22 protein-coding genes are annotated in these 24,262 nt (G+C 52.8%); 9 read left to right on the top strand and 13 right to left on the bottom strand.

Features of this window, described 5'->3' with window-relative positions:
* Window positions 1–117: 117 nt before the first annotated feature.
* The 3 genes from putA to ACN06F_RS06450 all read left to right on the top strand — a co-directional run bounded on the left by putA (window position 118) and on the right by ACN06F_RS06450 (window position 6,401).
* Entirely contained in the window at window positions 118–3,783 is a 3,666-nt protein-coding gene (gene putA, locus ACN06F_RS06460) for a bifunctional proline dehydrogenase/L-glutamate gamma-semialdehyde dehydrogenase PutA (protein WP_433924860.1), read from the top strand.
* A gap of 237 nt (window positions 3,784–4,020) precedes the next feature.
* The gene (gene putP / locus ACN06F_RS06455) at window positions 4,021–5,511 is read left to right on the top strand and encodes a sodium/proline symporter PutP (RefSeq protein ID WP_433924859.1); all 1,491 of its coding nucleotides are present in this window, start codon (window positions 4,021–4,023) and stop codon (window positions 5,509–5,511) included.
* Window positions 5,512–5,774: 263 nt separating this feature from the next.
* A complete protein-coding gene (locus ACN06F_RS06450; RefSeq protein ID WP_038483108.1) occupies window positions 5,775–6,401 on the top strand; it encodes an OmpW/AlkL family protein in 627 nt (208 codons plus the stop codon).
* 127 nt (window positions 6,402–6,528) lie between these two features.
* On the opposite strand, the gene ACN06F_RS06445 is transcribed toward ACN06F_RS06450, so the two are convergent.
* Entirely contained in the window at window positions 6,529–6,861 is a 333-nt protein-coding gene (locus tag ACN06F_RS06445) for a YqcC family protein (protein WP_038483105.1), read from the bottom strand.
* A 285-nt stretch (window positions 6,862–7,146) separates the two neighbouring features.
* Here ACN06F_RS06445 and ACN06F_RS06440 point away from each other — a divergent pair, with 285 nt between their 5' ends.
* From ACN06F_RS06440 to ACN06F_RS06425, 4 genes are all read left to right on the top strand, one after another.
* Window positions 7,147–8,199: a DUF3549 family protein gene (locus tag ACN06F_RS06440; protein WP_433924858.1), complete on the top strand. Its 1,053-nt coding sequence runs from the start codon at window positions 7,147–7,149 to the stop codon at window positions 8,197–8,199.
* Window positions 8,200–8,268: 69 nt separating this feature from the next.
* Entirely contained in the window at window positions 8,269–8,709 is a 441-nt protein-coding gene (locus tag ACN06F_RS06435; protein ID WP_009724956.1) for an ATP-dependent zinc protease family protein, read from the top strand.
* Between the two features lie 40 nt (window positions 8,710–8,749).
* Complete coding sequence (rimK, locus tag ACN06F_RS06430; RefSeq protein WP_038483098.1) at window positions 8,750–9,658, top strand: 30S ribosomal protein S6--L-glutamate ligase; 909 nt, start codon at window positions 8,750–8,752, stop codon at window positions 9,656–9,658.
* An 87-nt stretch (window positions 9,659–9,745) separates the two neighbouring features.
* The gene (locus ACN06F_RS06425; protein ID WP_038483095.1) at window positions 9,746–10,192 is read left to right on the top strand and encodes a hypothetical protein; all 447 of its coding nucleotides are present in this window, start codon (window positions 9,746–9,748) and stop codon (window positions 10,190–10,192) included.
* Between the two features lies 1 nt (window position 10,193).
* On the opposite strand, the gene ACN06F_RS06420 is transcribed toward ACN06F_RS06425, so the two are convergent.
* The 10 genes from ACN06F_RS06420 to ACN06F_RS06375 all read right to left on the bottom strand — a co-directional run bounded on the left by ACN06F_RS06420 (window position 10,194) and on the right by ACN06F_RS06375 (window position 18,792).
* Window positions 10,194–10,979, bottom strand: a complete 786-nt coding sequence (locus tag ACN06F_RS06420; RefSeq protein WP_253487448.1) for a SanA/YdcF family protein — start codon at window positions 10,977–10,979, stop codon at window positions 10,194–10,196.
* A gap of 18 nt (window positions 10,980–10,997) precedes the next feature.
* A complete protein-coding gene (gene sufT, locus ACN06F_RS06415) occupies window positions 10,998–11,567 on the bottom strand; it encodes a putative Fe-S cluster assembly protein SufT (RefSeq protein WP_038483092.1) in 570 nt (189 codons plus the stop codon).
* 22 nt (window positions 11,568–11,589) lie between these two features.
* Window positions 11,590–12,855, bottom strand: coding sequence for a cysteine desulfurase (locus ACN06F_RS06410; RefSeq protein ID WP_433924857.1), 1,266 nt, complete (start codon window positions 12,853–12,855; stop codon window positions 11,590–11,592).
* A gap of 30 nt (window positions 12,856–12,885) precedes the next feature.
* Entirely contained in the window at window positions 12,886–14,226 is a 1,341-nt protein-coding gene (sufD, locus tag ACN06F_RS06405) for a Fe-S cluster assembly protein SufD (RefSeq protein ID WP_095604619.1), read from the bottom strand.
* Window positions 14,223–14,972, bottom strand: a complete 750-nt coding sequence (gene sufC / locus ACN06F_RS06400; protein ID WP_095604620.1) for a Fe-S cluster assembly ATPase SufC — start codon at window positions 14,970–14,972, stop codon at window positions 14,223–14,225. The genes sufD and sufC overlap by 4 nt, the downstream gene beginning before the upstream one ends.
* Window positions 14,973–15,041: 69 nt before the next feature.
* Complete coding sequence (gene sufB, locus ACN06F_RS06395) at window positions 15,042–16,484, bottom strand: Fe-S cluster assembly protein SufB (RefSeq protein ID WP_038483079.1); 1,443 nt, start codon at window positions 16,482–16,484, stop codon at window positions 15,042–15,044.
* A 71-nt stretch (window positions 16,485–16,555) separates the two neighbouring features.
* Window positions 16,556–17,014 carry an SUF system Fe-S cluster assembly regulator gene (locus tag ACN06F_RS06390; protein ID WP_038483075.1) on the bottom strand — a complete coding sequence of 153 codons (459 nt, stop codon included), beginning with the start codon at window positions 17,012–17,014 and terminating at the stop codon, window positions 16,556–16,558.
* Window positions 17,015–17,352: 338 nt separating this feature from the next.
* On the bottom strand, window positions 17,353–17,694 hold the full coding sequence (locus ACN06F_RS06385; protein ID WP_038483071.1) for a zinc ribbon domain-containing protein YjdM: 342 nt from the start codon (window positions 17,692–17,694) through the stop codon (window positions 17,353–17,355).
* A gap of 134 nt (window positions 17,695–17,828) precedes the next feature.
* Entirely contained in the window at window positions 17,829–18,389 is a 561-nt protein-coding gene (locus ACN06F_RS06380; protein WP_433924856.1) for a hypothetical protein, read from the bottom strand.
* 28 nt (window positions 18,390–18,417) lie between these two features.
* Window positions 18,418–18,792 carry a thiol-disulfide oxidoreductase DCC family protein gene (locus ACN06F_RS06375; RefSeq protein WP_433924855.1) on the bottom strand — a complete coding sequence of 125 codons (375 nt, stop codon included), beginning with the start codon at window positions 18,790–18,792 and terminating at the stop codon, window positions 18,418–18,420.
* Between the two features lie 81 nt (window positions 18,793–18,873).
* Here ACN06F_RS06375 and ACN06F_RS06370 point away from each other — a divergent pair, with 81 nt between their 5' ends.
* Window positions 18,874–19,335 carry a flavodoxin family protein gene (locus ACN06F_RS06370; protein ID WP_038483062.1) on the top strand — a complete coding sequence of 154 codons (462 nt, stop codon included), beginning with the start codon at window positions 18,874–18,876 and terminating at the stop codon, window positions 19,333–19,335.
* Between the two features lie 60 nt (window positions 19,336–19,395).
* Here the strand turns inward: ACN06F_RS06370 and fadA are convergent, their stop codons facing one another.
* Both fadA and fadB read right to left on the bottom strand, forming a co-directional pair.
* On the bottom strand, window positions 19,396–20,574 hold the full coding sequence (gene fadA / locus ACN06F_RS06365) for an acetyl-CoA C-acyltransferase FadA (RefSeq protein ID WP_038483059.1): 1,179 nt from the start codon (window positions 20,572–20,574) through the stop codon (window positions 19,396–19,398).
* A gap of 23 nt (window positions 20,575–20,597) precedes the next feature.
* On the bottom strand, window positions 20,598–22,772 hold the full coding sequence (gene fadB / locus ACN06F_RS06360; RefSeq protein ID WP_433924854.1) for a fatty acid oxidation complex subunit alpha FadB: 2,175 nt from the start codon (window positions 22,770–22,772) through the stop codon (window positions 20,598–20,600).
* A gap of 271 nt (window positions 22,773–23,043) precedes the next feature.
* Between fadB and ACN06F_RS06355 the strand changes: the two genes are divergently transcribed.
* Window positions 23,044–24,201: a DUF5924 family protein gene (locus tag ACN06F_RS06355; protein WP_433924853.1), complete on the top strand. Its 1,158-nt coding sequence runs from the start codon at window positions 23,044–23,046 to the stop codon at window positions 24,199–24,201.
* The last annotated feature ends 61 nt before the right edge of the window (window positions 24,202–24,262 follow it).

Genomic DNA, 24,262 nt, shown 5'->3' with positions numbered 1-24,262 from the left:
GGGGCAAATAGCGTCTGACGAAAAGTCTCAGGTATTGATCGCTAGTGAGCCATTAAAAGTAAAAGATCTAAGTCGATACATCTACGCTATGTGTCGGCTTGCAAGGAGAGACCCATCATGAACAAAGCTAATCTTAATTTGCATAGCGACGTGAGCGATCTTCGCTCACGCATCCGCAGCAACTATGACGCCGATGAAGCAGCGGTGCTGCATGAGCTGATCGAACGCATCAAGCTATCAGAGGATGACCGACGCAAAGTTGCTGCCGCCGGTGCCAACTACGTGGAGCGTGTGCGCAAAGAAAGGTCTCCCTCGATGATGGAGGCGTTCCTCGCTGAGTACGGCCTCTCAACCACCGAGGGCGTCGGCCTGATGTGCCTGGCAGAAGCCCTGCTGCGCGTGCCTGATGCGGAAACCATCGACGACCTGATCCACGATAAAATCGAGCCGTCCGACTGGGGCGCGCACCTGGGAAAATCGTCCTCATCGATGGTTAATGCCTCGACCTGGGCGCTGTTGCTAACCGGTAAAGTACTGGAAGAGGATCCCAAGGGCCCAACCCGGGCGCTACGTGGCCTAGTACGCCGCATGGGCGAGCCGGTAGTGCGAAAGGCGGTTGGTCAGTCGATGAAGATTCTCGGCCGCCAGTTCGTACTCGGCCAGACCATCGAAGAAGGCATGAAGAATGCCCGCGAGCTTGAGAAACAGGGCTACACCTACTCTTACGACATGCTTGGCGAGGCGGCTCGCACAGATGAGGATGCCGTCCGCTATCATGAGGCTTATGCCAAGGCGATCACTGCAATCGCCAAACAAGCCAAGGGCGATGTACGTGGGAGTCCTGGTATCTCGGTGAAACTATCAGCCCTACATCCGCGTTATGAGTACACCCACCGTGACACGGTAATGGCAGAGCTCGTACCCCGTGCGTTGGAACTGGTAAAACAAGCGGCCAAAGCCAATATCGGTTTCAATATCGATGCAGAAGAACAGGATCGACTGGATCTGTCACTCGACGTGATCGAGGCACTGATGTCCGACCCCAGCCTCAATGGATGGGACGGCTTCGGGGTCGTTGTACAAGCCTACGGGCGCCGCGCCGCGCCGGTGATAGAGACACTTTACGAACTTGCCGAGCGGTTCGGCCGCAAGATCATGGTGCGTTTGGTCAAGGGCGCCTACTGGGATTCCGAAATCAAGCTCTCCCAGGAGATGGGCGTTAAAACCTTCCCGGTCTTCACCCGCAAGGTCAATACCGATGTCAGCTACATGGCCTGCGCTCAGATGCTGCTCGACCGGCGCGACCGCATCTATCCACAGTTCGCCACACACAATGCCCATACCTGCGCCGCCGTCGTGGCCATGGCAGGCGATGACAAGGACAGCTACGAATTTCAGCGCCTGCATGGCATGGGCGAATCGCTGCACCACATCGTTAAAGAGGCTGAGGGCACGCACTGCCGCATCTACGCCCCGGTCGGCGCTCACCGCGACCTGCTGGCCTACCTGGTGCGTCGCCTACTAGAGAATGGCGCTAACTCCTCGTTCGTCAACCAGGTGGTGGATAGCTCGATTCCCCCGAGCGAAGTATCAAGGGATCCAGTTGAAGGGTTTAAACAGCTTGGCGACGCCATCTCAAGCCCGTTAATCCGTCAGCCCGGCGAGCTGTTTGCGCCAGATCGCAAGAACTCCAAGGGTTATCGTATCAACGAACCCGCCTCGATCCTGCCTCTGCTTAATGCGCGGGAAACCTTTGCTGACAGGACCTGGACAGCAGGCCCCATGCTAGTGGGAAATCCTGCTCCCCAAGGCCCAGCTCGCGATGCAGTCTCTCCCGCCGACAGCTCGCGTATTATCGGCAAGGTGCATGAGGCCACCCCTGAGGAGGTAGCGGCCGCTCTCGACGCTGCAGAGGAAGGTTTTCGTGAGTGGTCAGCACGTCCTGTGGCCGAGCGTGCCGAAGTGCTCCGTCGTACCGCGGATCTCTATGAAGAACATATCGCTGAGCTGACCGTGATCACCACCCGCGAAGCCGGTAAGATGATGTTTGATGGCATCGCTGAAGTGCGCGAAGCGGTGGATTTCCTACGCTACTACGCCAATGAGGGTGAGCGGCTGGAAGCGGAAGAACCCGGTAGCGCCCGCGGTATCTTCGTCTGCATCAGCCCTTGGAACTTCCCACTGGCCATCACCACCGGGCAGATCGCCGCAGCCTTGGTGGCTGGCAACGCGGTACTTGCCAAACCCGCCGAGCAAACGCCGCTGATCGCCGCCCGCGCCGTCGAGTTGATGCGTGAGGCTGGCCTTCCAGAAGCAGCACTTCAACTGCTGCCTGGCGATGGGCCCACGGTGGGTGGCCCGCTGACTAGCGATCCACGTATCGCTGGTGTCTGCTTCACTGGCTCGACCCCCGTGGCACAGATTATCCACAAAGCCCTGGCGCAGAACGCAGGACCCGATGCGATACTGGTTGCTGAAACCGGCGGCCTCAACTCGATGATTGTGGACTCTACGGCGCTGACCGAGCAGGCAGTCCGCGATATCTTAATCTCCTCCTTCCAATCGGCTGGGCAGCGTTGTTCAGCGCTACGCATGCTGTATGTGCAGGAAGAGGCGCGCGACCGGTTGCTCAACATGCTTTATGGCGCCATGGACTCGCTCACCATCGGCGATCCTTGGAATACTGACACTGACGTCTCACCAGTGATCGACGCCGACGCCCAAGCCGAGATAAGCGACTACGTAGCAGCGCACGAGAAGACAGGTAAGGTGTTGAAGAAACTGTCCGCACCAGAAACCGGCACTTTCGTCACCCCCGCGGTCATTGAGGTTGGGGGCATTGCAGATCTCGAACGCGAGATATTCGGCCCGGTTCTACACGTGGCTACTTTCAAGGCGCGAGACATCGACAACGTGGTCGACGACATCAATGGCAAAGGCTACGGACTGACCTTCGGCCTGCATACCCGCATCGATGATCGTGTGCAGCAAATCGTCGAGCGCATCCATGTCGGCAACGTTTATGTTAATCGTAACCAAATCGGCGCCATTGTCGGCTCCCAACCATTCGGGGGCGAAGGCCTTTCGGGCACCGGGCCCAAGGCCGGTGGCCCGCTCTATGTCACTCGCTTCCGCCGCACTGCCACCGCCGAGCACCACAAGGCTCCTGAGGGGAAAACCATCTCACTCAGCGACCTTCAATCGGCTTTAGATAGGCTAGATGCGCGGAACTGGGCGGTACGACCTAATCGAATCGAGGTACTCCGCAAGGCACTCTCCGGCAAAGGCGGTGTGATCCGCAAGGCCCTTAACGAGACAGCGGCCCTCGACATGACACCGCAGACGCTTCCAGGACCCACAGGGGAAAGCAACCGCTTGGCGATGTATCCAAAAGGCGCTGTTCTGTGCCTTGGGCCAACGCTGGATATCGCCGCTGCCCAAGCAGTACAGGCGCTTGGCGCGGGCTGTACGGCAGTAGTGATCGCACCAGGCGCAGCTCAAGCCGTCCAGCCGCTGGTCGACGCTGGCGCGCCCGTGATTGGGCTCGACGGTAGCATCACAGCAGATACACTAAGCGAGGTTCAAGGGATCGCCGCCGTCGCCGCGGCTGGCAAAAGTAATTGGACGCATGAACTGCGGATAGCACTCGCTAAGCGCGACGGTGCCATCGTGCCGCTCGAGACTCAGACCATTTCACCAGATCGCTACGTGGTGGAACGTCATCTGTGCATCGATACGACCGCAGCGGGTGGCAACGCCAGCTTGCTGGCAACGGCCGAATAGGCCCGCTGGCTTTGTCGACGTCATGCTTCTCAACTAAACTTAGACGACAATAACATCGTGTTGCCGGGAGGCGGCCAGTGCAGGCGCTTCCCTAGCAAGGAATATCGAGGACCAAGCGGTAGCGCCTTGCTACACGAATAAGAAGCGGAGTTAAACATGCGTGCTACTAGCGGTTCTGCACGGCAAGCGCGCTAACCTGTCGGAGCTAGCTCCGTCCTGACAAATTGGAGAACTTTCATGGCTATCGGTGTTTGGATTAGTCTTTTTGCCTACTTTGCGCTCATGATCGCCATCGGCATTTATGCCATGCGCAAAGCGACATCTTCATCAGAAGATTACATGCTGGGGGGACGTGGCCTCAGTCCACAAGTAGCAGCTCTGTCGGCTGGCGCTTCGGACATGAGCGGCTGGCTGCTGCTTGGGTTGCCCGGCGCAATGTTTGTTTCCGGCTTGGGATCCGCCTGGATCGGCATTGGCCTTCTGGTGGGTGCGTTCTTCAATTGGACTCTGGTCGCCCCCCGACTGCGTGAACAGACGGTTCACTACGGTAATGCGATTACCATTCCAGCCTTTTTGGCAAACCGCTTTCCGACACGTGCGCTTTCACTGCGCACGGTGTCTGCTATCGTTATCGTCATCTTTTTCGCGGTTTACACGGCATCGGGCCTAGTCGCTGGGGGCAAACTGTTTGAAAGCGCGTTTGCCGGTATTTTTAACATCGGCGGCATGAGCGACTATGCTGTAGGCATCCTCATTACACTTGGTGTGGTACTTGTCTATACCGTTGTTGGCGGCTTTCTGGCCGTGAGTATGACCGACTTCGTGCAAGGCTGTATCATGATGCTGGCGCTAGTAATCATGCCTGCAGTGGTGCTATTTGGCGAAGGCGGTGGCGGGTTCTCCCAAGCATCACAGACGCTAAATGAAGTCGACCCCACCCTGCTATCCTGGACGTCAGGGCTGACCTTTATTGGCTGGCTCTCTGCGGTTACCTGGGGACTGGGATATTTCGGTCAACCACATATCATTGTGCGCTTTATGGCCATCCGGACGCTGAAAGATGTGCCTACTGCCCGTAATATCGGCATGAGCTGGATGCTTATTTCCCTGATTGGCGCGGTCTCTCTAGGTCTGTTTGGCCGGGCTTATGCAGTCCGCAACGGCATGGATATCGAGGATCCAGAAACGATCTTCATCATTCTGGCGAACCTGCTATTCCACCCGCTGGTCACCGGCTTCCTCTATGCGGCACTGCTTGCTGCGATTATGAGCACCATTTCCAGCCAATTGTTAGTATCGTCGTCTTCATTGACCGAAGACTTCTATCGCCTGTTCCTCAGAAAGGAAGCAACCGATAAAGAGTGCGTAAAGGTGGGTCGAATCTGTGTCGTACTGGTTGGTCTGGTGGCCGCTGTGATTGCGTCAAATCCAGACTCCCAAGTTCTTGGGCTAGTAAGTAACGCCTGGGCTGGCTTTGGCGCAGCATTTGGCCCGCTGATCATTCTGTCGCTAATGTGGTCTCGCACGAACGGAGCTGGCGCCATTGCAGGCATGGTAGTGGGCGCGGCTACCGTCATGATTTGGATTGCATTAGGCTGGAACGGAGAATTTATGGGTGGCCCCGGCGTGTACGAGATCATCCCAGGCTTCATCGCTGCCTTTATTGCCATCTTGGTGGTTAGTAGCATAACTGCCGATGCGGGTGAATATCAGCATATTGATCGCTAGACGAGCGTCAATTACACACTCAGCTTAATTAAACAATTAGTTGATCATTGAGGCCTTCCCATGCCACGGGAAGGCCTCTTTCACTTCTGATGGCCTCTTTTATAAGCCCATTATTTAGCGGCGGAGCTCCACTCTTTGCCCCAGGTCAATAACCTGCCCTCCTCTACCCGATACACTCTTTACATGGTTCGCGATCATGTCGAACAACGGTTCACGTTAACCACTCACTGCAAAGACTCACATTAATGGTCAGGAGCGACGCTATGCGCCATAACTCTCTTTCAACACTGCTCACCACTGGACTTGCAGCAGCCACATTGATGGCAAGCGGCCAAGTTTTAGCTTACGGCGCTGGCGATTTCTTTACTCGCGTGGGTGTTGCCAAAGTGGAGCCAAAAAGCGACAACGGTTCATTAGCCGGAGGCGCGTTCACGGTTGATGTTCAGGACAAAACCGATTTCGCATTTACCCTGGGCTACCGCTTCCACGACAAAATGGGCATCGAGTTACTGGCAGCTCTGCCGTTTGAGCACGATATTGCCCTGAACGGTGATAACCTTGCCTCTACCAAACACCTTCCGCCAACTCTAACGCTCCAGTACTACCCACTAGGTGGCACTGATGCGCGCGTACAGCCTTATGTCGGCGCAGGTATTAACTACACCTTTTTCTCTGATGAAGAGCTAGCCATTGGCGAACTGGAGCTGGACGACTCCTGGGGGGCCGCAGCTCAAGTGGGTATCGATTTACTTATCGATGAGAACTGGGCACTTAACGCAGCAGCGTGGTATATCGACATCGATACTGACGCGACCATTAACGGTGCCGCTGCAGGCACGGTAGAGATTGATCCCTTAGTGGTTATGGCAGGCTTAAGCTATCGGTTCTAACACCGCTACGGCTGTGCTAGCCGTATAATCGCATGAAAAATGCCCAGTCCCGATGCTTGCGGTGCTGGGCATTGTCTTTGCTGACACCCTCATCACACTAGGCTTCAGCTCCTCGTATTAGCGCGACCTAGCTTTCGGTAACTAGCCGATCTATCTTTTCAACGGCTCGAACAACCAGTAGCTGGTCACTGGCACGAACTTTTTCCTGCATTAGGTAAGCAGCCACTGCCGGCGCTACATCGCACTTGGCAGGCATGGTGGCCTGGGCATCAATCAGTGCATTTAATCGAGCGATAAAGACAAATCGAATCCACTGAGGCAGCGACATCGTGTCGATACAGAAGGGTTGCTGGCTATTAAATGCTGAAATATCAGGCGTTGTCATACGCCATAAGTTAGCGGCCTTCATAGTGGCTTCAAGCTCAAGAAGCGCGGTTTGAAGCTGTTGATGGACGCTCATAAGCACCTTTTCCATTTGAATCAGTAAAGCTCTATTATCCCAGCACTGTGGGTAAGTTGCCAACCGTCTGACAGAGTTTGTGTCTTATTCACAGATTCACAGAAAACCTGCAAGAGGCTGTGGATAAACTATGGAAAGATGTCGCTACTGTTACTCTCATGCGGGTTACGCCACGTTGTGCAATTTTTAACCATTTTGATAATAAAGCACGGATTAATCAGCGTTTGCGGCTGACAGTGACACATCAGCAAGGTAGAGTGCAGGCTTGAAATGCGGAAGGATGTCATGCAACCAATCCAGACACTTGATGAGTTTTTTACACGTAGCGGCGCGGACGTTTCCCTCTATCATATGGGACGACGAGTAACGGACTGCCCACGAGAAACACTGCGTGCATTCGAAAATGGCGAGATAGCCTGGCCGGAACCCTGGCAACAGCAGGCACGCCTTGGCGTAGTATTTCGCATGGGTGACATGCCTGAACCAGCCATCTGGTTTTTGGCGCTGCCGCTAGACGAACAAGGCAAGCTCTCCCCCGCCCAACGAGACGGTTTTATTAATCGCTTGCTCGAAACCCTTGGGAGAAATGCGGCGCAGCTAGAAAATAAACCGCTAGGCCAGGCAGAAACTGCTGACGTGGATCACCTAATGAAGGATAATCCGCTCGCTTTTTCGCCTGATATTACTTTTCAAGCAATGCTTAATGCTCAGGCCACTTATGCATTAGAGCTTGCCGCTAGCCAACACTTAGAGCCTGTCGAGGCCTATCTTAGTGGCCAGCAGACTATTGACTGGCAAGCACTGGGATTACAAGGCATCGCTGATTATGTGGTACGCCTCGACTTACCCACATCAGAAGCGCTAGCGCTGCGCCTTCCCCAGTTGCCCACTAGTGTCGCTCACTCGCTGTGCTATTGCCTGGAGCATAGGCCTCTTGCAGAGCCGCTGGTAAGTGCATTACGGGCGCGTGGAGAGCAAGCAGCCATTGATGGTGACGTAGAAACCCTGTGCGCCTGCGTGCGCGCCGTGGGCTGCACTCCATCAGCAGATGTCGGCCAATGGTACTCAAGCCTGTTAAATGACCCTGTTGCTTGCGGCCCAGATATTATCGCAGCCATTGCTGGCCGCGGGTGGTTATTGTTAGAAGACGCTGAACGTTTACCACTGCTTTTACAGCGTTTAGCAGAAGACAAACGCACTAACTTTAATGCAGTCGTACGTGACCTTGCACTGATTCCCAGACTTCGCCTATTGGTTATGCTGACACTACGCGACGCGCCGCCTGATTCCGCGATTCAGCTAAGGCTAAGTGCGTTGATTAACCAAGCTAGAAGCTAGCTATTTATTTATGAGACGCTAGATCGACTCATTTCTTGATGACAAACCTTCATTTGCCAGGAGTATGCCGTGAAGGAATTACCCTATCAGGCCAAAGCAGTCATCGGCCGCCGTGAAATGGTGACGTTACCTGAATTAGGGCTTCACCTTTGCTGCAAAGCCGATACTGGCGCGCGCACCTCTGCTTTGCATGCCGAAGAGATTGACACTCATGAAGATGAGGATGGGCAGCTGTGGGTAAGTTTTATTACCCATAGTGGCGGCCCGCAAACGCCTGCCCACCGCTACCAGCTCCACCTGCACGACAGGCGGCGCGTTACCAGTTCTAATGGGCACAGCGAGTGGCGTTATGTTATTCGCACCCCGATGCAATTGGGTGAACTAAATTTTCCGGTTGAACTAACCCTGACTGACCGTAGCAATATGCGCCATCCCATGCTGCTTGGGCGCCGCGCTATGCGACGCTTGCTTATAGCCCCTGGGGCTGCATTTTTGCACGGCGAGCCTTAAACTAACTTATTAGCCATACTTTTTGGCCCCGGAGCCCTGCATGCATATTGCCCTGCTTTCGCGCAATCGCAATCTATATTCTACTCGCCGCCTTATTGAGGCCGCCGAGCAGCGTGGGCACACCGCTCGCGTGGTAGACACGCTGCGCTGCTATATGAGCATCGCCTCCCACCATCCGTCGATTCATTATAAAGGCGCCGAAATCGAGCCCTTTGATGCCGTCATTCCTCGTATAGGGGCATCGGTTACCTTTTATGGCTGCGCCGTACTGCGTCAATTTGAAATGATGGGCACCTACGTAATAAACGACTCTGTTGCCATCACTCGTTCACGGGATAAGTTACGCTCGCTACAGCTTCTCTCAAGGAAGGGGCTGGGCTTGCCCATCACGGGTTTCGCCCACTCTCCTGATGACATTCCTGACCTTATTACCATGGTCAAGGGTGCTCCGCTGGTCATCAAGCTGCTGGAAGGAACGCAAGGTATCGGCGTTGTACTTGCTGAAACAAACCAAGCAGCTGAGTCGGTTATTCAAGCGTTTATGGGCATGAAAACCAACATCATGGTTCAGGAGTACATTAAAGAGGCGCGCGGCGCCGATATTCGCTGTCTGGTGATTGGCGATAAAGTGGTTGCTTCGATGAAGCGCCAGGCAGCCGAAGGCGAGTTCCGTTCAAACCTGCATCGTGGGGGCACCGCCAGCGTCATCCGCATTACCCCCGAAGAGCGCTCAACGGCCATTCGAGCGGCAAAAGCCATGGGACTGCGCGTTGCAGGTGTCGACTTACTGCGCTCTAACCATGGACCGGTGATTATGGAGGTCAACTCATCACCTGGACTACAAGGTATTGAGAATGCAACAGGTAAAGATATCGCCAGCATGATCATCGAACACATCGAAAAAAATGCCATGCCAGTGCGTAAAGCGCCACCCAAGCCTAAAGGCTAAGGCTTAATGCAAAAATAATCCGCATTAGGGGTGGCAAATTAGCGCTGCCACCCCCACAATCTGCGTCACCGAAGGAGGTAGACGCTCATGTTTCTCGACAATCGCCAAGTGGCGATGGACAGCGTGCTGGAAGCGCTGGCCGATAGCATTGATTATTTCCAGGATAATATTGAACGCCTGAGACCCACGCTGCGTGATGCACTGAAACCGCACTATACTGAGCGGTTAAATCAGATGCGTAAACTTCAGGAACTGGCCCGTGCGCACTTAAAAATGCTGCCTCGAGATGCTGACGTTGAGCGTGACGACTTTTTATGGCTATGGAGCCGTTTAAAAAGCTTTGTGGGCAACGATAGCCAGGTATTAATCAATGAGCTGTTGGAACAAGAGCGCGTACTGATGCAAGCCCTTTCAACGCTATTCACTCACCCCCTGCCCGATCCCATTGAGCCGGTAGTGGAAGAGTGTATGCAAGGTTGCCGTAAGTTAATACGCGAATTGTATAACTTACAAAAGCGCAAAACGCATCGCTAACCTATTGATCACCCCTATTGATCACCGCCGCTTGCTCATGTGACGTCTGCGCCGATCTCACAGTGTAGTGGTAAATATCAAGGCCAATAGGGAGGCGAGACACTTCGCCGACGTTGCTACTAGCGTTTAATTCGATAGGTTCTGGAGAGCCTAGAAAGTGAGGCTCTCTTCCCCAAATATATAGATCACCTAAAGTAGCGACCCGCGCCACCCATTCGCGCATTTTCAACCGCCACTCCCCAGCAGCAGATTTCTCTTCCGCCACACAGCCAGTTACATCCATTCCTAATGCGCGACCAATAAAAACTGCACGGGGAAGATGCCAGCTCTGAGTAACCAGCAACGCCTTATCTAACTGAAAGACATCTCTAGCGCGCGCAAGCGTGTCATAGGTACTGAACCCAGCAAAATCCATGGTGAGCTGGTCTGCTGGCACACCGCGACGATAAAGATCACGCCACATGGCGCGCGGCTCGTTATAGGCTTGAGTACGATTATCCCCAGAGATTAATAAATGGCTGACCCGCTGATCGGCAATCAGACGCGCAGAGGTTCGCATACGGGCTTGAAAGTGAGGGTTGCGAAAGCCGCTGCGTGTCCAATTAGAGGTACCAAACACGATCGCCACATCGGCTGGGCGACACTCCGCAAAGCTGTCATCAATATAGCGTGCCGTACTGGCAACCACCCAAAAATTACCAACTATAAACAGCAATGTCGCCAGCAGCATAAGTGCTCCTAGCGACATCAAAAAACGTTTTATGTAACGTAATAGCAGGCTGTGCATCCAGCTCCCCATCAGGGGTTAAAACATGCCGAGCTCAAGCTTGGCTTCGTCGCTCATCATGTCACGGCTCCAGGGCGGGCTGAAGACAATTTCAGTATGTACCTTGTTAATCTGAGGTGCGCCTAGGATTTTATTCCGCGCATCCGCCGCAATGACATCGCCCATTCCACAACCTGGTGCGGTCAGCGTCATACGAATAGTGACCATCCGCTCGCCACTGATCAAGCGCTCAAGACGGCAACCATAGACCAACCCTAGATCAACAATATTAACCGGTATTTCGGGATCGAAGCAGGTGCGCAGCTGCTCCCAGACAAACTGTTCAATTTCTTCATCGCTGGCACTTTCAGGCAGTGTTGGACGCGGCAGTGGCTCGAGCCCTAACGCATCCAAATTACGCCCTTCAATAAGATAAAGCCGTCCTTCAAAGCCAACACTTACCGAGCTGCCCTTCGCTTGCATCACGCTGACAACGCTGTCCTCGGCCAGTGTCTCCGTTTTGCCAAACGGAATAGCAATGGCGTCAACATCACGCTGAAGCGGCAGTTTTTGACCACGTTCAAGGCTGGCCACTTGCTCAATATCCATAACGGTCCTTAAATGACGGCCTTTAACGTACCATTCCAATCACACGCTTTAGCGCTGCAACAAACGTATCTATCTCTTGAATCGTATTATACGCTGCAAATGATGCACGACACGTGGCATCTACGCCAAAATGATGTAGCAGTGGTTGCGCACAGTGATGCCCGGTACGAATAGCGACGCCTAGCTGATCAATCAGCAGCCCAATATCCTGGGAATGGGCGCCTTCGACCACAAATGAAAGCACGCCAGCTTTATGCGGTGCGGTGCCAAGAATGCGCAGGCCCTCTATTTGGCTCACCTCTGCAGTGGCATGTTCCAGCAGTACGGCTTCCCAAGCACCAATCGCCTCCACGCCAACGCCTTCCAACCACTCAATAGCGCGCCCCAAAGCGATCACTTCCGCAATGGCGGGAGTGCCAGCTTCGAATTTATGCGGAAGTTCCGCAAAGGTGGTGCCGACGTCAAAAGAGACCGTTTTAATCATCTCGCCACCACCCTGCCAAGGCGGCATCGCTTCTAATAAGGTCTGCTTACCGTACAGCACGCCAACGCCAGTAGGGCCATAAATTTTATGCCCAGAGAACGCATAGAAATCAGCATCAATATCCTGAACATCAACCTGCTGGTGCGGTGTTGCCTGAGCACCATCGACCAGAATAAGCGCACCGTGCTGGTGGGCAAGCGTTGCCATCTCTTTCACTGGGTTAATGGTGCCCAACGCATTAGAGACATGATTAACTGCCACTAGTGTAGTGCGCTCATTGAGCAGCGCGCGGTACGCCGCCATGTCTAGCGCCCCATTAGCCTCAACGGGAATGACTTTAATGGTAAAGCCGATTTCAGCCGCTAATAGCTGCCAAGGGACAATATTGGAGTGATGCTCCAACATTGAAATTAGCACTTCATCGCCCGCAGCAAGCTGGGAGCGCCCCCAACTTTGAACCACTAGATTAATTGCTTCAGTCGTGCCCCGCGTAAAGATAATCTGGCGTGCATCTTCCGCATTGAGAAACGCCTTAACGCGATGCCGTGTGGCTTCAAACGCTGCTGTCGCCTCATCTGCCAAGGTGTGCAGCCCCCGGTGGATATTGGCGTTATAACGCGAGTAATAGTCGCTGAATACGTCAATAACCTGCTGGGGCGTTTGGCTGGTCGCGGCATTATCTAGATATACCAACGGCTTTCCGTGCACTTCCCGTTTTAGTATCGGGAAGTCGTTGCGCAACGCTTCAACATCAAACGCTGCAGGGGCGAGCACGGAGGGTTTCTCAATCACGCTATGGGGCATCGATGACTCCTTGGCTAGTCGTTGAGTGCGTTAGTCGTTGAGCGCAGCCGCTGCTTCTACCAAGCCAGCGAGATTGAAGCGTTCCGGCAGCTTGCCCGCTACCGCTAGCTCTACCCGCTCAGCAATCACATCTAGCGCAACCTGTTCAAGCACCTCGCCAGCAAATGCAAGCGTTAACAAGCCTCGCGCTGTCGCTTTGTCGATACCGCGGGTACGCAACGCGTAGATCGCGTCTTCATCCAACTGCCCCGTGGTGGTGCCATGAGAACACTTCACGTCATCAGCATAAATCTCAAGCTCAGGCTTGGCGTCGATATGCGCGCGATCGGAAAGCAATAAGTTTTGGTTACTTTGGAAACCTTCGATCTTCTGGCTATCGCGCTTAACGTACACTTTACCGTTAAAGACGCCATGGGCACGGTCATCCAAAATGCCTTTGTAGTTCTCGTTCGAGAACGTTAGCGGCGCATTGTGATTAACCTTGGTGTGGTTATCCACGTGCTGGCGACCCTGACCAAAGAACAGGCCATAGAAGTTGGTTTCTGCGCCTTGGCCGTTTAAATCACTAATAAGATCGTTACGTACCAGCGCACCGCCCAAATTCAGATTGTAGGAGCTGTAGCGGCTGTCTCGGCCCTGTTCAACATGAATACTGGCGACATGCAGGTCACCCAAGGGCGCTTCTTGCAATTTGTAGTGATTCAGAATCGCACCGCGATCAAGCATCAGCTCTGCAACCACGTTGGTGAAGTTGGCCGCATCGGCTTCACCGATATAGTGCTCAATTAACGTTGCTTCACTGCGCCCTGCTGCTTCAACCAAAATACGCGGATGGCTCATTACTGGCGTGCCCGCACGGGACAGAAACTGCAGTAGGATGGGTTTTTCCACCACGGTACCCGGCGCAATGCGCACCACAGCACCCTCTTCCATAAATGCGGTGTTCAACGCTGCGAACGGGGAGAAATCTACTCCCGTTAAGCGACCCAGCGGCCCACCCACGGCTTCATGGTTATCAGCCAGAGCCTTAGAGAGCGGCATTACCTGAACGCTACTCGGCAGTGCTTCTAAGTCCGACAATGCGGCTGAGAAAACACCATCCACGAAGGTCAGTCGGTACGCATCCAGCGGCAGCGTAAGCGCGGCTGCTTGTGCCTGGGAAAAGTCTGCAGTCTCAGCCAGCGCAAAGTTGCCCTGGGCAATCGTGCGTACGTCAGTATATTTCCACTCTTCATCGCGGCGAGTAGGAAACCCCATGGCTTCAAAGCGGGCAGCTCCCGCTTGGCGGCGAGCCGCGATCCAGGTTGGCTCAACTCCGCGCTGTTGGCTACGCGCTTTCAGCGTGTCCAAAAACGTTTGCGTATCGCTCATGCCACAGACTCCTCAATGCCTTCATAGCCGTTGGCTTCCAGCTCTTTAGCAAGCTCAGCGTCGCCGCTCTTCACAATACGACCGTCGACTAAGACGTGCACTTTATCCGGTACGATATAGTCAAGCAGACGCTGGTAGTGAGTGACCAGCAGAATGGCTCGCTCTTCAGCCCGCAGGCTGTTAACGCCATCAGCAACGACTTTCATCGCGTCGATATCGAGACCAGAGTCAATTTCATCAAGCATGGCAAGCTTTGGCTGAAGCACCAGCATCTGAAGAATTTCGTTGCGCTTTTTCTCACCGCCAGAGAAACCTTCATTGACGGCACGCTGCAGGAAACTGGCATCCATCTTCATAAAGCCCAGCTTCTCTTTGACGAGCTTCATAAACTCAGGAGCGGGCATTTCTGCTTCACCACGTGCGACACGCTGTGCATTAAGCGCAGATTTGAGCAGATAGATATTTTTTACCCCTGGAATTTCCACTGGGTATTGGAAACCTAGTAACAAGCCCGCTTGAGCGCGCTCTTCAATTTCCATTTCCAGCACATCCTGCCCCTCAAAGGTAACGCTACCCTGGGTCACTTCGTAGCCATCTTTACCGGCAATAACTGCCGACAATGTGGATTTACCCGCGCCGTTCGGGCCCATAATGGCATGCACTTCACCTGCATTGATGGTGAGCGTTAAACCTTTCAAAATTTCTTTGCCGTCGACGGTGACGTGTAAATCTTTAACTTGCAACATAGTCATAACCTTTTAAATTCTTGCGGGACGCTTGCGCGTCTCCCGTAAAATAAGTCGGGGCCGAAGTGGTTAACCCACTGCACCTTCAAGCGTCACATTTAGCAGCGCTTCTGCCTCTACCGCGAATTCCATCGGCAGCTCTTGGAAAACGTCTTTACAGAAGCCGTTCACAATCATGCTGACCGCATCTTCTTCAGAAATCCCACGGCTTTGGCAGTAGAACAGCTGATCTTCGCCGATCTTAGACGTGGTGGCTTCGTGCTCAATCGTGGCGGTACTGTTGCCAATTTCTTGATAAGGGAAGGTATGGGCACCGCACTTGTCGCCAATTAACAACGAATCACACTGAGTGAAATTACGTGCCCCTTTGGCACGAGGGCCAATTTTGACCAGGCCACGGTAAGATTGATCGCTCTTACCTGCCGAAATGCCTTTGGCAACAATATAGGAACGGGTGCCTTCGCCAATGTGAATCATTTTGGTGCCAGTATCCGCTTGCTGACGGCCGTTAGTCACCGCCACAGAGTAGAACTCGCCGATACTGTCTTTGCCACGCAAAACACAAGAAGGATATTTCCAGGTGATCGCCGAACCGGTTTCTACCTGTGTCCAACTGATGCGCGAACGCTCACCGCGGCAATCGCCACGCTTGGTAACGAAGTTGTAAATCCCGCCCTTGCCGTTCTCATCACCGGGATACCAGTTCTGAACGGTGGAATACTTAATGTAGGCATCATCCAGCGCAACGAGCTCTACCACAGCCGCATGAAGCTGGTTTTCATCACGCATTGGCGCCGTACAACCTTCCAAGTAAGACACCTGAGCCCGGCTCTCGCAGATAATCAGAGTGCGCTCGAACTGGCCAGTGTTGGCCGCGTTAATCCGGAAGTAGGTCGACAGTTCCATAGGGCAAGTCACGCCTTCAGGAACAAACACAAACGACCCATCGGTAAATACAGCCGAGTTTAGTGCGGCAAAATAGTTATCAGCCACCGGAACGACCGTACCGAGATACTGTTTGATGAGGTCTGGGTAATCGCGAATTGCTTCAGAAATCGAGCAGAAAATAACGCCCGCTTCGCCTAGCTGTTTTTTAAACGTGGTTGCCACGGAAACAGAATCGAATACGGCGTCGACGGCCACACCGGCAAGCGCCGCACGCTCATGCAAAGGAATACCAAGCTTCTCATATGTTTCGAGAAGCTTAGGATCGACTTCATCCAGGCTCTGAGGGCGATCTTCAGGGCGCTTTGGCGCACTGAAATAAGAGATCGATTGATAATCAATGGGTGGATAATCAAGATGCGCCCAGGACGGCTCTTTCATTTTCAACCACTGACGGTATGCATCTAGGCGCCACTCCAGCATCCATTCCGGCTCGCCTTTCTTATTAGAGATAAAGGCAATGGTGTTTTCATCAAGGCCAGGTGGCAGGGTGTCGCTTTCAATATCGGTTATAAAACCATCTTTGTATTCGCGACGAACCAACTGTTCCATTTCTTCGCTTGCCATGGTGATACCCTCCGGGCAGTTGGGTGGCGAGCCTAGCTCGCCGTCAATAGGGTTAGTCTATGTTGCACTGCCTAAGCAGATGCCAGGCTAATGCTTTGAATCGGTAACTGTACGGGTAGCTTGATTGGCGTCGTATCGGCCAGGTGCGCCAGCGTAACGCTTTCCAGTAACGTGCGAATCGCCAGTGAGACTCGCTGCCAGTTATCAGCGACACCGCAGGTAGCAGCCAGGTCGCACTCACCCTCAGCTTGGCTACACTCGGTCATTGCCACGGGCCCTTCAATAGCGGCAATAATATCGGCAGCAGTAATGTGTGATGCTGGTCGCGCCAGACGATAACCACCCTGGACACCGCGTTGTGACTCCAGAAGGCCAGCTTTCACCAGCATCTTTAGCGTCTTACTAACAGTGGGATGTGGTAACTGCACTGCATCTGCTAAATCAGCCGCCGCATGCGACACCTGTGGATGGCGAGCAATTTGTGCCATCACGACAGCGGCATAGTCTGTCAGCCGAGAAAGCTTGAGCATGTTGACTCCCATTCGCCGTTACAGTTGGCTTACCCGTTAATGGGTACCATTTTAGTCCTGTATAAATTTGATGTGAAGCCCTAGAGCAAAATCGTTATCAATTTGTGCAAAATAACAGCACGTTCGGCTCTGATAGCATCAAAAACAACAATCATTATCATTTGAAAAAACTATCGACGCGCTAAACGAAAAAAACCTGCGAGGATTTCGCAGGTTTTTTTAAAGAGCAGCACCTTGTGGCGAAGGCGCTATGCCTTTGAGTACTATATCTTTGAGTACTATATCTTTGAGTACTATGTCTTTAAGTACTATGTCTTTGAGTACTATGTCTTTAAGTACTATGCTTTTTTGACGAACTCTGACTTAAGCTTCATGGGCCCAATGCCGTCGACCTTACAATCAATATCGTGATCACCATCGACTAAACGGATATTTTTAACTTTAGTGCCTACCTTAACCACTAGTGAACTGCCTTTGACCTTGAGGTCTTTTATGACAGTGACGCTGTCACCATCTGCCAGCATATTGCCGTTAGCATCACGAATACCAGAGCTAGCTTCTTCAGCGCCCTCTTCTGCTACTTTTGACCATTCATTGCCGCATTCCGGGCAGACATACTGGATACCATCATCGTAGGTAAACTCAGAGGCACAGGCAGGACAATTGGGTAGATCACTCATGATAGGCTCCAACGCATCAGGCTAATACACAGGACTTAGTCATACACAGAACTTAGAAAGCGATGGAGCCTACACGGCTTGAGCACAATACTCCAGTTGGATACGTCAATTTGCGCTATCAACACAGCGCATTACTACTCACCTAACTGTGCTGAATGCTGCTGCCACCACTGACGCGCGATGCGCACATTTTCAGCATTTGCCGTCGCATCTAACACGGTGGGCAACTGTATATAGTCACCTCGAGTTTTTGCCATCAATAGCGGATCTTGGGTGGCAAGCTGAAGCGCATACAGGGCTAACATCAACTCATAGTCATCGGTTGTATTGAGGCGCGTAAACAGCAAAGGCACAGCGGGCAAGCCGATTTCTCCTAACCGCTCTGCCGCAATATACCAAGTACGGGGATTGTCTTGTCCGCCGTACTGCGAGACAAACCGCCTGTCTGCCAATCGGCTAACATAGTAGGCCGCCTTCTCTTCAGGGCTCGTTAACAGCGGCGGCACCCAGTCGGTTACTTGGCGGTTAGTTACGTAACCTGGCTGTGCTGCTCCTGAAGATACCTGAGCTACGTCAGGCGACACTTCCTGAGCAACAGCATCAGGTGCTTGAGAGGAGGTTGGCTGACCAGCGCACCCCACTAACATAGTAAACATTGCGCATGCTGGCGCTAACCATTGAAGACGCTGCTTCATGATAAATTCCCTATATCAATATCCATACTTATTCAGACCAACGCCCTTCCCGCTTTAGGCGCTTTCTCACCCAGCGATCATAATACCAGCGTAACGCTTTTTTGATCCCTGGCAGGCCAATCAGCCATGCGATTGGCACAAATAGAGGAATACGCATCATCAGCAAACGGTAGGCATCAATACCTTCGATAAGCGTGCCATCAGCTTTTTCGATATGCAGCGAGCGTAAAGCAGCTTCTGGTGTTACCCCTTTTTCACGCAATTGTTGCTGATGCTCAGTCACATCACACCAGTTAATCCAGTTACCATGCTTGCCAGCCCAACGCTCAAAAAGACGTCGATCCTTCCGACAAATAGGGCAAACAGCATCGTAGAAAACATTGATAGAGGCATTATCAGGCATATAGGCTCTCATCGTAGTCGTACTTAGCAGTGTGACACTTTGCGCTTACTACGCAAATTTCCAGCTAACAGGGGCACTACAATGAAACAGCTATTAATCGTTGCCCATGCTCCATCAGTTAATACACGCACTCTGCGTGATGCCGCCCAGCGGGGCGCGAGCCAAAAAGTTGTTGAGCAGGTTGCCTGCATAGTAAAAACGCCTTTCGAGGCTGGCCCTGATGATATTCGCGCCTGCGATGGCATCTTGCTGGGCACAACAGAAAACCTGGGCTACATGAGCGGTGCACTTAAGGATTTTTTTGATCGCAGTTACTACAGCATATTGGAAGAGAAACAAGGGCTTCCATGCGCGCTCTATATTCGCGCTGGACACGACGGCACCGGCACCCGGCGGGCAGTAGAAAGTATTGTGACAGGACTACGTTGGCGCTGGGTTCAGGAACCACTAACGTTACGTGGTCAATGGCAGGACACTTTTGCCGACCAAGTAGAAGAGCTAGGCCTTTACATGGCAGCGGGACTGGATAACGGTTTATTTTAATGCCGCTCTGAACGCAAAAACGGCACCGCATGGGTGCCGTTTTGTGGGTAAACGCTGTGTTTATTTGAGTCGTTCAAACACGGTCGCAACCCCTTGCCCCATGCCGATACACATAGTGGCAAGGCCGAGAGTAGTATCGCGCTGCTGCATAACGTTAAGCAGCGTCGTACAGATCCGCGAGCCCGAACAGCCTAGCGGGTGGCCTAGCGCAATGGCACCACCATTGAGGTTTACTTTTTCATCCATGGCATCTAGGAAGCCCAGATCTTTCAAAACGGGCAGACCTTGTGCAGCGAACGCTTCGTTAAGCTCAACCGTTTGAATATCGGCTGCCGACAAGCCAGCGGCTTTCAGCGCTTTTTTAGACGCAGGCACTGGGCCGTAACCCATGATAGAGGCATCACAGCCTGCAACACCTGTTGAAAGCACTTTTGCAATCGGCTCAAGCCCCAGCGCCTGAGCGCGCTCGTAGCTCATAACAGCCATTGCCGAAGCCCCTACCGACAATGCAGATGACGTGCCCGCAGTAACGGTACCGTTGCGAGGATCAAATACCGGCTTGAGGCTGGCCATTGACTCGATACTGGCCTCAGGACGAATCACTTCATCGTTCTTGAACAGAATTTTAAAACCGCGCTGATCGTGGCCTTCAACACCAATGATTTCGTTATCGAAGTAGCCTTTTTCCATCGCAGCCTGGGCACGCTGGTGGGAACGCACGCCAAACTTATCCTGGTCTTCACGAGAAATACCGTGCATTTTGCCCAGCAGCTCAGCGGTCAACCCCATCATCATGGCGGCTTTTGCGGCGTACTTGCTAGCAGCGGGGTTAACATCAACACCGTGAGCCATGGGCACGTGCTCCATGTGCTCAACCCCACCAATCACGTAAAAGTCGCCCATGCCTGCTTTAATGTTGGCCGCCGCAATATGTAGTGCCGTCATCGAGGAACCACACAGACGGTTAACAGTTTGCGCAGGCACCGAGCGCGGAATACCGGTCATGATTGCCGCATTACGCGCAATGTTCATGGACTGCTCAAGCGTCTGGTTAACACAGCCCCAGATAACATCATCAACTTCGGACGGGTCTAAATTCGCGTTACGATCAAACAGCGCCTGCATGACGGCTGCTGACAGGTTCTCAGCGCGCACATTGCGGAATGCACCATTTTTAGCTTTCGCCATGGCGGTACGTACACCGTCAACCACCACGATATCTCTTGGGTTCAAACTCATCTTATATCTCCTTTGCGTGGTGGTTAGGCCTGAGAGCCAGAATAAAATTGCTCGTTATTTTGAGCCATCTGACGCAGCTTCTCAGTGGGCGCGTAAAGCGGGCCTAACTCTTCCGCAAGGTTTTCGGCTAGCTTCACGAATTCGGCAACACCCATCGCGTCAATGTAGCGCAGTGCGCCACCGCGGAAGGGAGGGAAACCGATGCCGTAGATTAATGCCATATCGGCTTCAGCGGGAGTTTCCACGATGCCATCTTCAAGGCAACGAACAGTTTCCAGACAAAGCGGTACCATCATGCGAGCGATAATGTCTTCATCAGAAAACTCTTTCTGCTCTTTCACGACGTCTTTCACCAGTGCGTAGGCTTGTTCGTCGATAACTTTCTTAGGTTTGCCTTTCTTATCTTCTTCATAGGCATAGAAGCCTTTATCGTTCTTCTGGCCCAGACGCTTATTGTCGTACATCACCTGAATAGCGGTTTTGCCGTCACGCGCCATGCGATCCGGGAAGCCTTCCGCCATCACTTCGTTAGCGTGTACCGCTGTATCTAGACCCACTACGTCCAACAGGTAAGCAGGACCCATGGGCCAGCCAAATTTTTCCATCACTTTGTCAACGCGTTGGAAATCAGCGCCCTGCTCTACCAGGAAGCTAAAGCCACCGAAATATGGGAACAGTACGCGGTTGACCAAAAAGCCGGGGCAGTCATTCACAACAATCGGGGTTTTGCCCATTGCACGAGCGTAGGCAACTGTTGCAGCCACCGCTGCATCTGACGTCTTCTCGCCACGAATAACTTCCACCAGCGGCATACGATGCACAGGGTTAAAAAAGTGCATACCGCAGAAGTTTTCTGGACGCTTAAGGTTCTTGGCCAGACGGTTGATAGAAATCGTCGAGGTGTTAGAGGTAAGGATGGTGTTTTCGCTCACCATGCCTTCCACTTCGGTCAGCACGGCATCTTTGACCTTGGGATTTTCAACGACAGCTTCGACCACTAGATCAACATTGCCGAAATCACCGTAGGAAAGCGTTGGGCGAATGTTGGTCAGTTTTTCAGCCATCTGCTCAGTCGTCAGCTTTTTACGCTCTACCTGCTTAGCAAATAGCTTACGCGCCTCTTTCAGACCCAGCTCAATCGCCTCATCGTTAATATCTTTCATTATGATGGGCGTGCCTTTGCTGGCGCTCTGATAGGCGATACCACCGCCCATAATGCCAGCACCCAGCACAGCGGTCTGCTTAACGGGCTGCGACTGCTTCTCGTATTTGCTACCTTTTTTCTTCACAACTTGATCGTTAAGGAACAAGCCAACCAAGTTAAAGGCAACGCTACTGAGTGCTAGCTTGGCAAATGCTTTTGCTTCAATCGCCTGGGCGCGGGCACGGGTCTCGCCAGCGCCTTTCTGAATCACTTTAATCGACGCTACTGGCGCAGGATAGTGAGGGCCAGCCTTGCCAGCGACAAACCCTTTGGCAGTTTCAAACGCCATCATTTGCTCAATGGCATTAAGATTAAGCGGTGCTTTCTTCTCTTCACGGCGCGCCTGGTAATCTAAATCACCGGCATTGGCACGATCCAGAATGTCCAGCGCGGCCTCTTCAAGCAGCTCGTGAGTAACGACAGCATCGACTGCGCCGACTTTAAGTGCTGCGTTAGCACGATTTTCAGTGCCGCCAGCAATCCACTCAATGGCGTTATCCGCACCAATCAAGCGGGGTAAACGTACACATCCCCCCCAACCTGGCAGAATGCCTAGCTTGGTTTCAGGCAAGCCAATTTTGGCTTTCTCGCTCATTACTCGGAAATCGGTCGTCAACAGTACTTCGCAGCCGCCACCCAGTGCCAAGCCATTAATGGCCGTCACGGTTGGAAAAGGCAGGTCTTCAATCGCATTAAAGATGTCGTGAACCTTAAGGTTCATCTCAACGAGATACTCTTCGCCTTTGTCAAAAAGGCTGTGAAATTCGGTGATGTCAGCGCCGACAATAAACGCGTCTTTGCCGCTGCTAATCATCAACCCCTGTAGGCCGCTTTCAGCTTGAAGCGCTTTTACTGCCTCGCCCAACTCTGCCACAACAGCACTGGACAGCTTATTAACGGACTCATCTTTCAGATCGAAAGTGAGCTTAGCGATGTCATTGCCACCTTGGGTGTCACGACGCTCCACCGTGATGGCATTGCCTTGATAGATCATCCGCGCTCTCTCCACAAGTTCGGGCTGGCACCATTAATCGGACCGGCCACGCATTTCATACGGTCGTTTGATTGCGTAAGCTTGGTTGAGATAATGAGGAACGTCAAGCCCTGACTTTTGGCTAATGCGCTTATCTCTCAAGTGCACTTACACAAATCAACTTACAGCAGGCCCACATTTTTTGCGCTTTTTATAGACAGGATAGGGAACGCATCGACTTTACCGACGAATCCAACGATCATGCTGTTTTCATTTATGAGCCAACAACGCCATGGGTAGTTTCTTTACTCCCGCCCGTATAACGGCACTACAAGCACGGGTTGAACGTACCGTCGAACGCTTAAAACCCTGGAGCTGGCTGTGGCCTCCTATCGCGTTTGGCGCCGGGCTAGGTAGTTTTTTTCTGGTGGACCGCCAACAGTGGCTAGGAGCGGTATTAGCGCTGGGACTTCTTTTTGCCTGGCTGCTATTGCTTTCTGAGAGCCTCATCGGGCGCTGGCTTGCTAAACGCGGCCACCCCACCTTGCCACGCGGTGTTACTACCTTTATCGCCCAAATGATTCACCAGGAAACACTTTTCTTTACGTTACCGTTTATCCTGGTTACAACCGTGTGGAATAGCGGGCAGACACTATTTGCGCTGTTAGTGATCGCAATGGCAATACTGTCGATTATAGATCCGCTCTATTACAAACTCGCTGGGCGCTGGCGAAGCCTCTATTTTATCTTTCATGCCCAATGTGTCTTTTTAGTGGTACTGGTTATTCTGCCTATCATGCTGCAGCTGACGACTGGCCAAAGCTTGATCCTTGCGCTGGTGATCACCATACTTGTAGCGTTGCCCAGTTTTTGGCACTTACTTAAAAAACGCTCGTTAACGCGCTGGTGCGGGTTCTTTGCGCTCACTATCGTGTTGGCCTATGCGGCCTGGTTCGGCAAAATATGGGTCCCTCCCGCCAGCTTATGGATGACAAACAGTGCACTTTCTCCAGCGCTGGATATTCAGAGCCGCGAGCCGCAGGGAACCATGGCGCTTACGCCAGACGCAATTCGCTCTACCGGCCTTTACGTTTACACCGCCATTCGGGCGCCGCGTGGATTAAGCGAGACAATTCATCATGCATGGCACCACAACGGCGAATTGTTAGATGAAGTAGAACTTGCTATCAACGGTGGACGGGAAAGGGGCTATCGTGCGTGGAGCCATAAGCAAAATTTCCCAGAAGCGCCGTCGGGAGAGTGGCGTATCGACATTATGACAGCTAGCGGACAACGGCTGGGGCTGATCCGGTTTACTGTTTCGGAAGACTTGGAAAAAGCCACGATAGCGGATAGCAAAATCCAACCTAGCGGCTTGAGTGCGCTAAATTTGCGGCGCTTTATACCCGGAAACAACAATTCTGAAAACGATCTATCAACGGACGAATAACATAACGCCTTGCATTCAGCGGCGCAGCTTATGACAATTCGCCTACTTACATTTTTCGGTA

It is taken from the genome of Vreelandella sp. 21 (genome assembly GCF_050995515.1).
Classification (GTDB): Bacteria; Pseudomonadota; Gammaproteobacteria; order Pseudomonadales; family Halomonadaceae; genus Vreelandella; species Vreelandella alkaliphila.
This window is presented reverse-complemented; position numbering and strand designations above follow the sequence as displayed.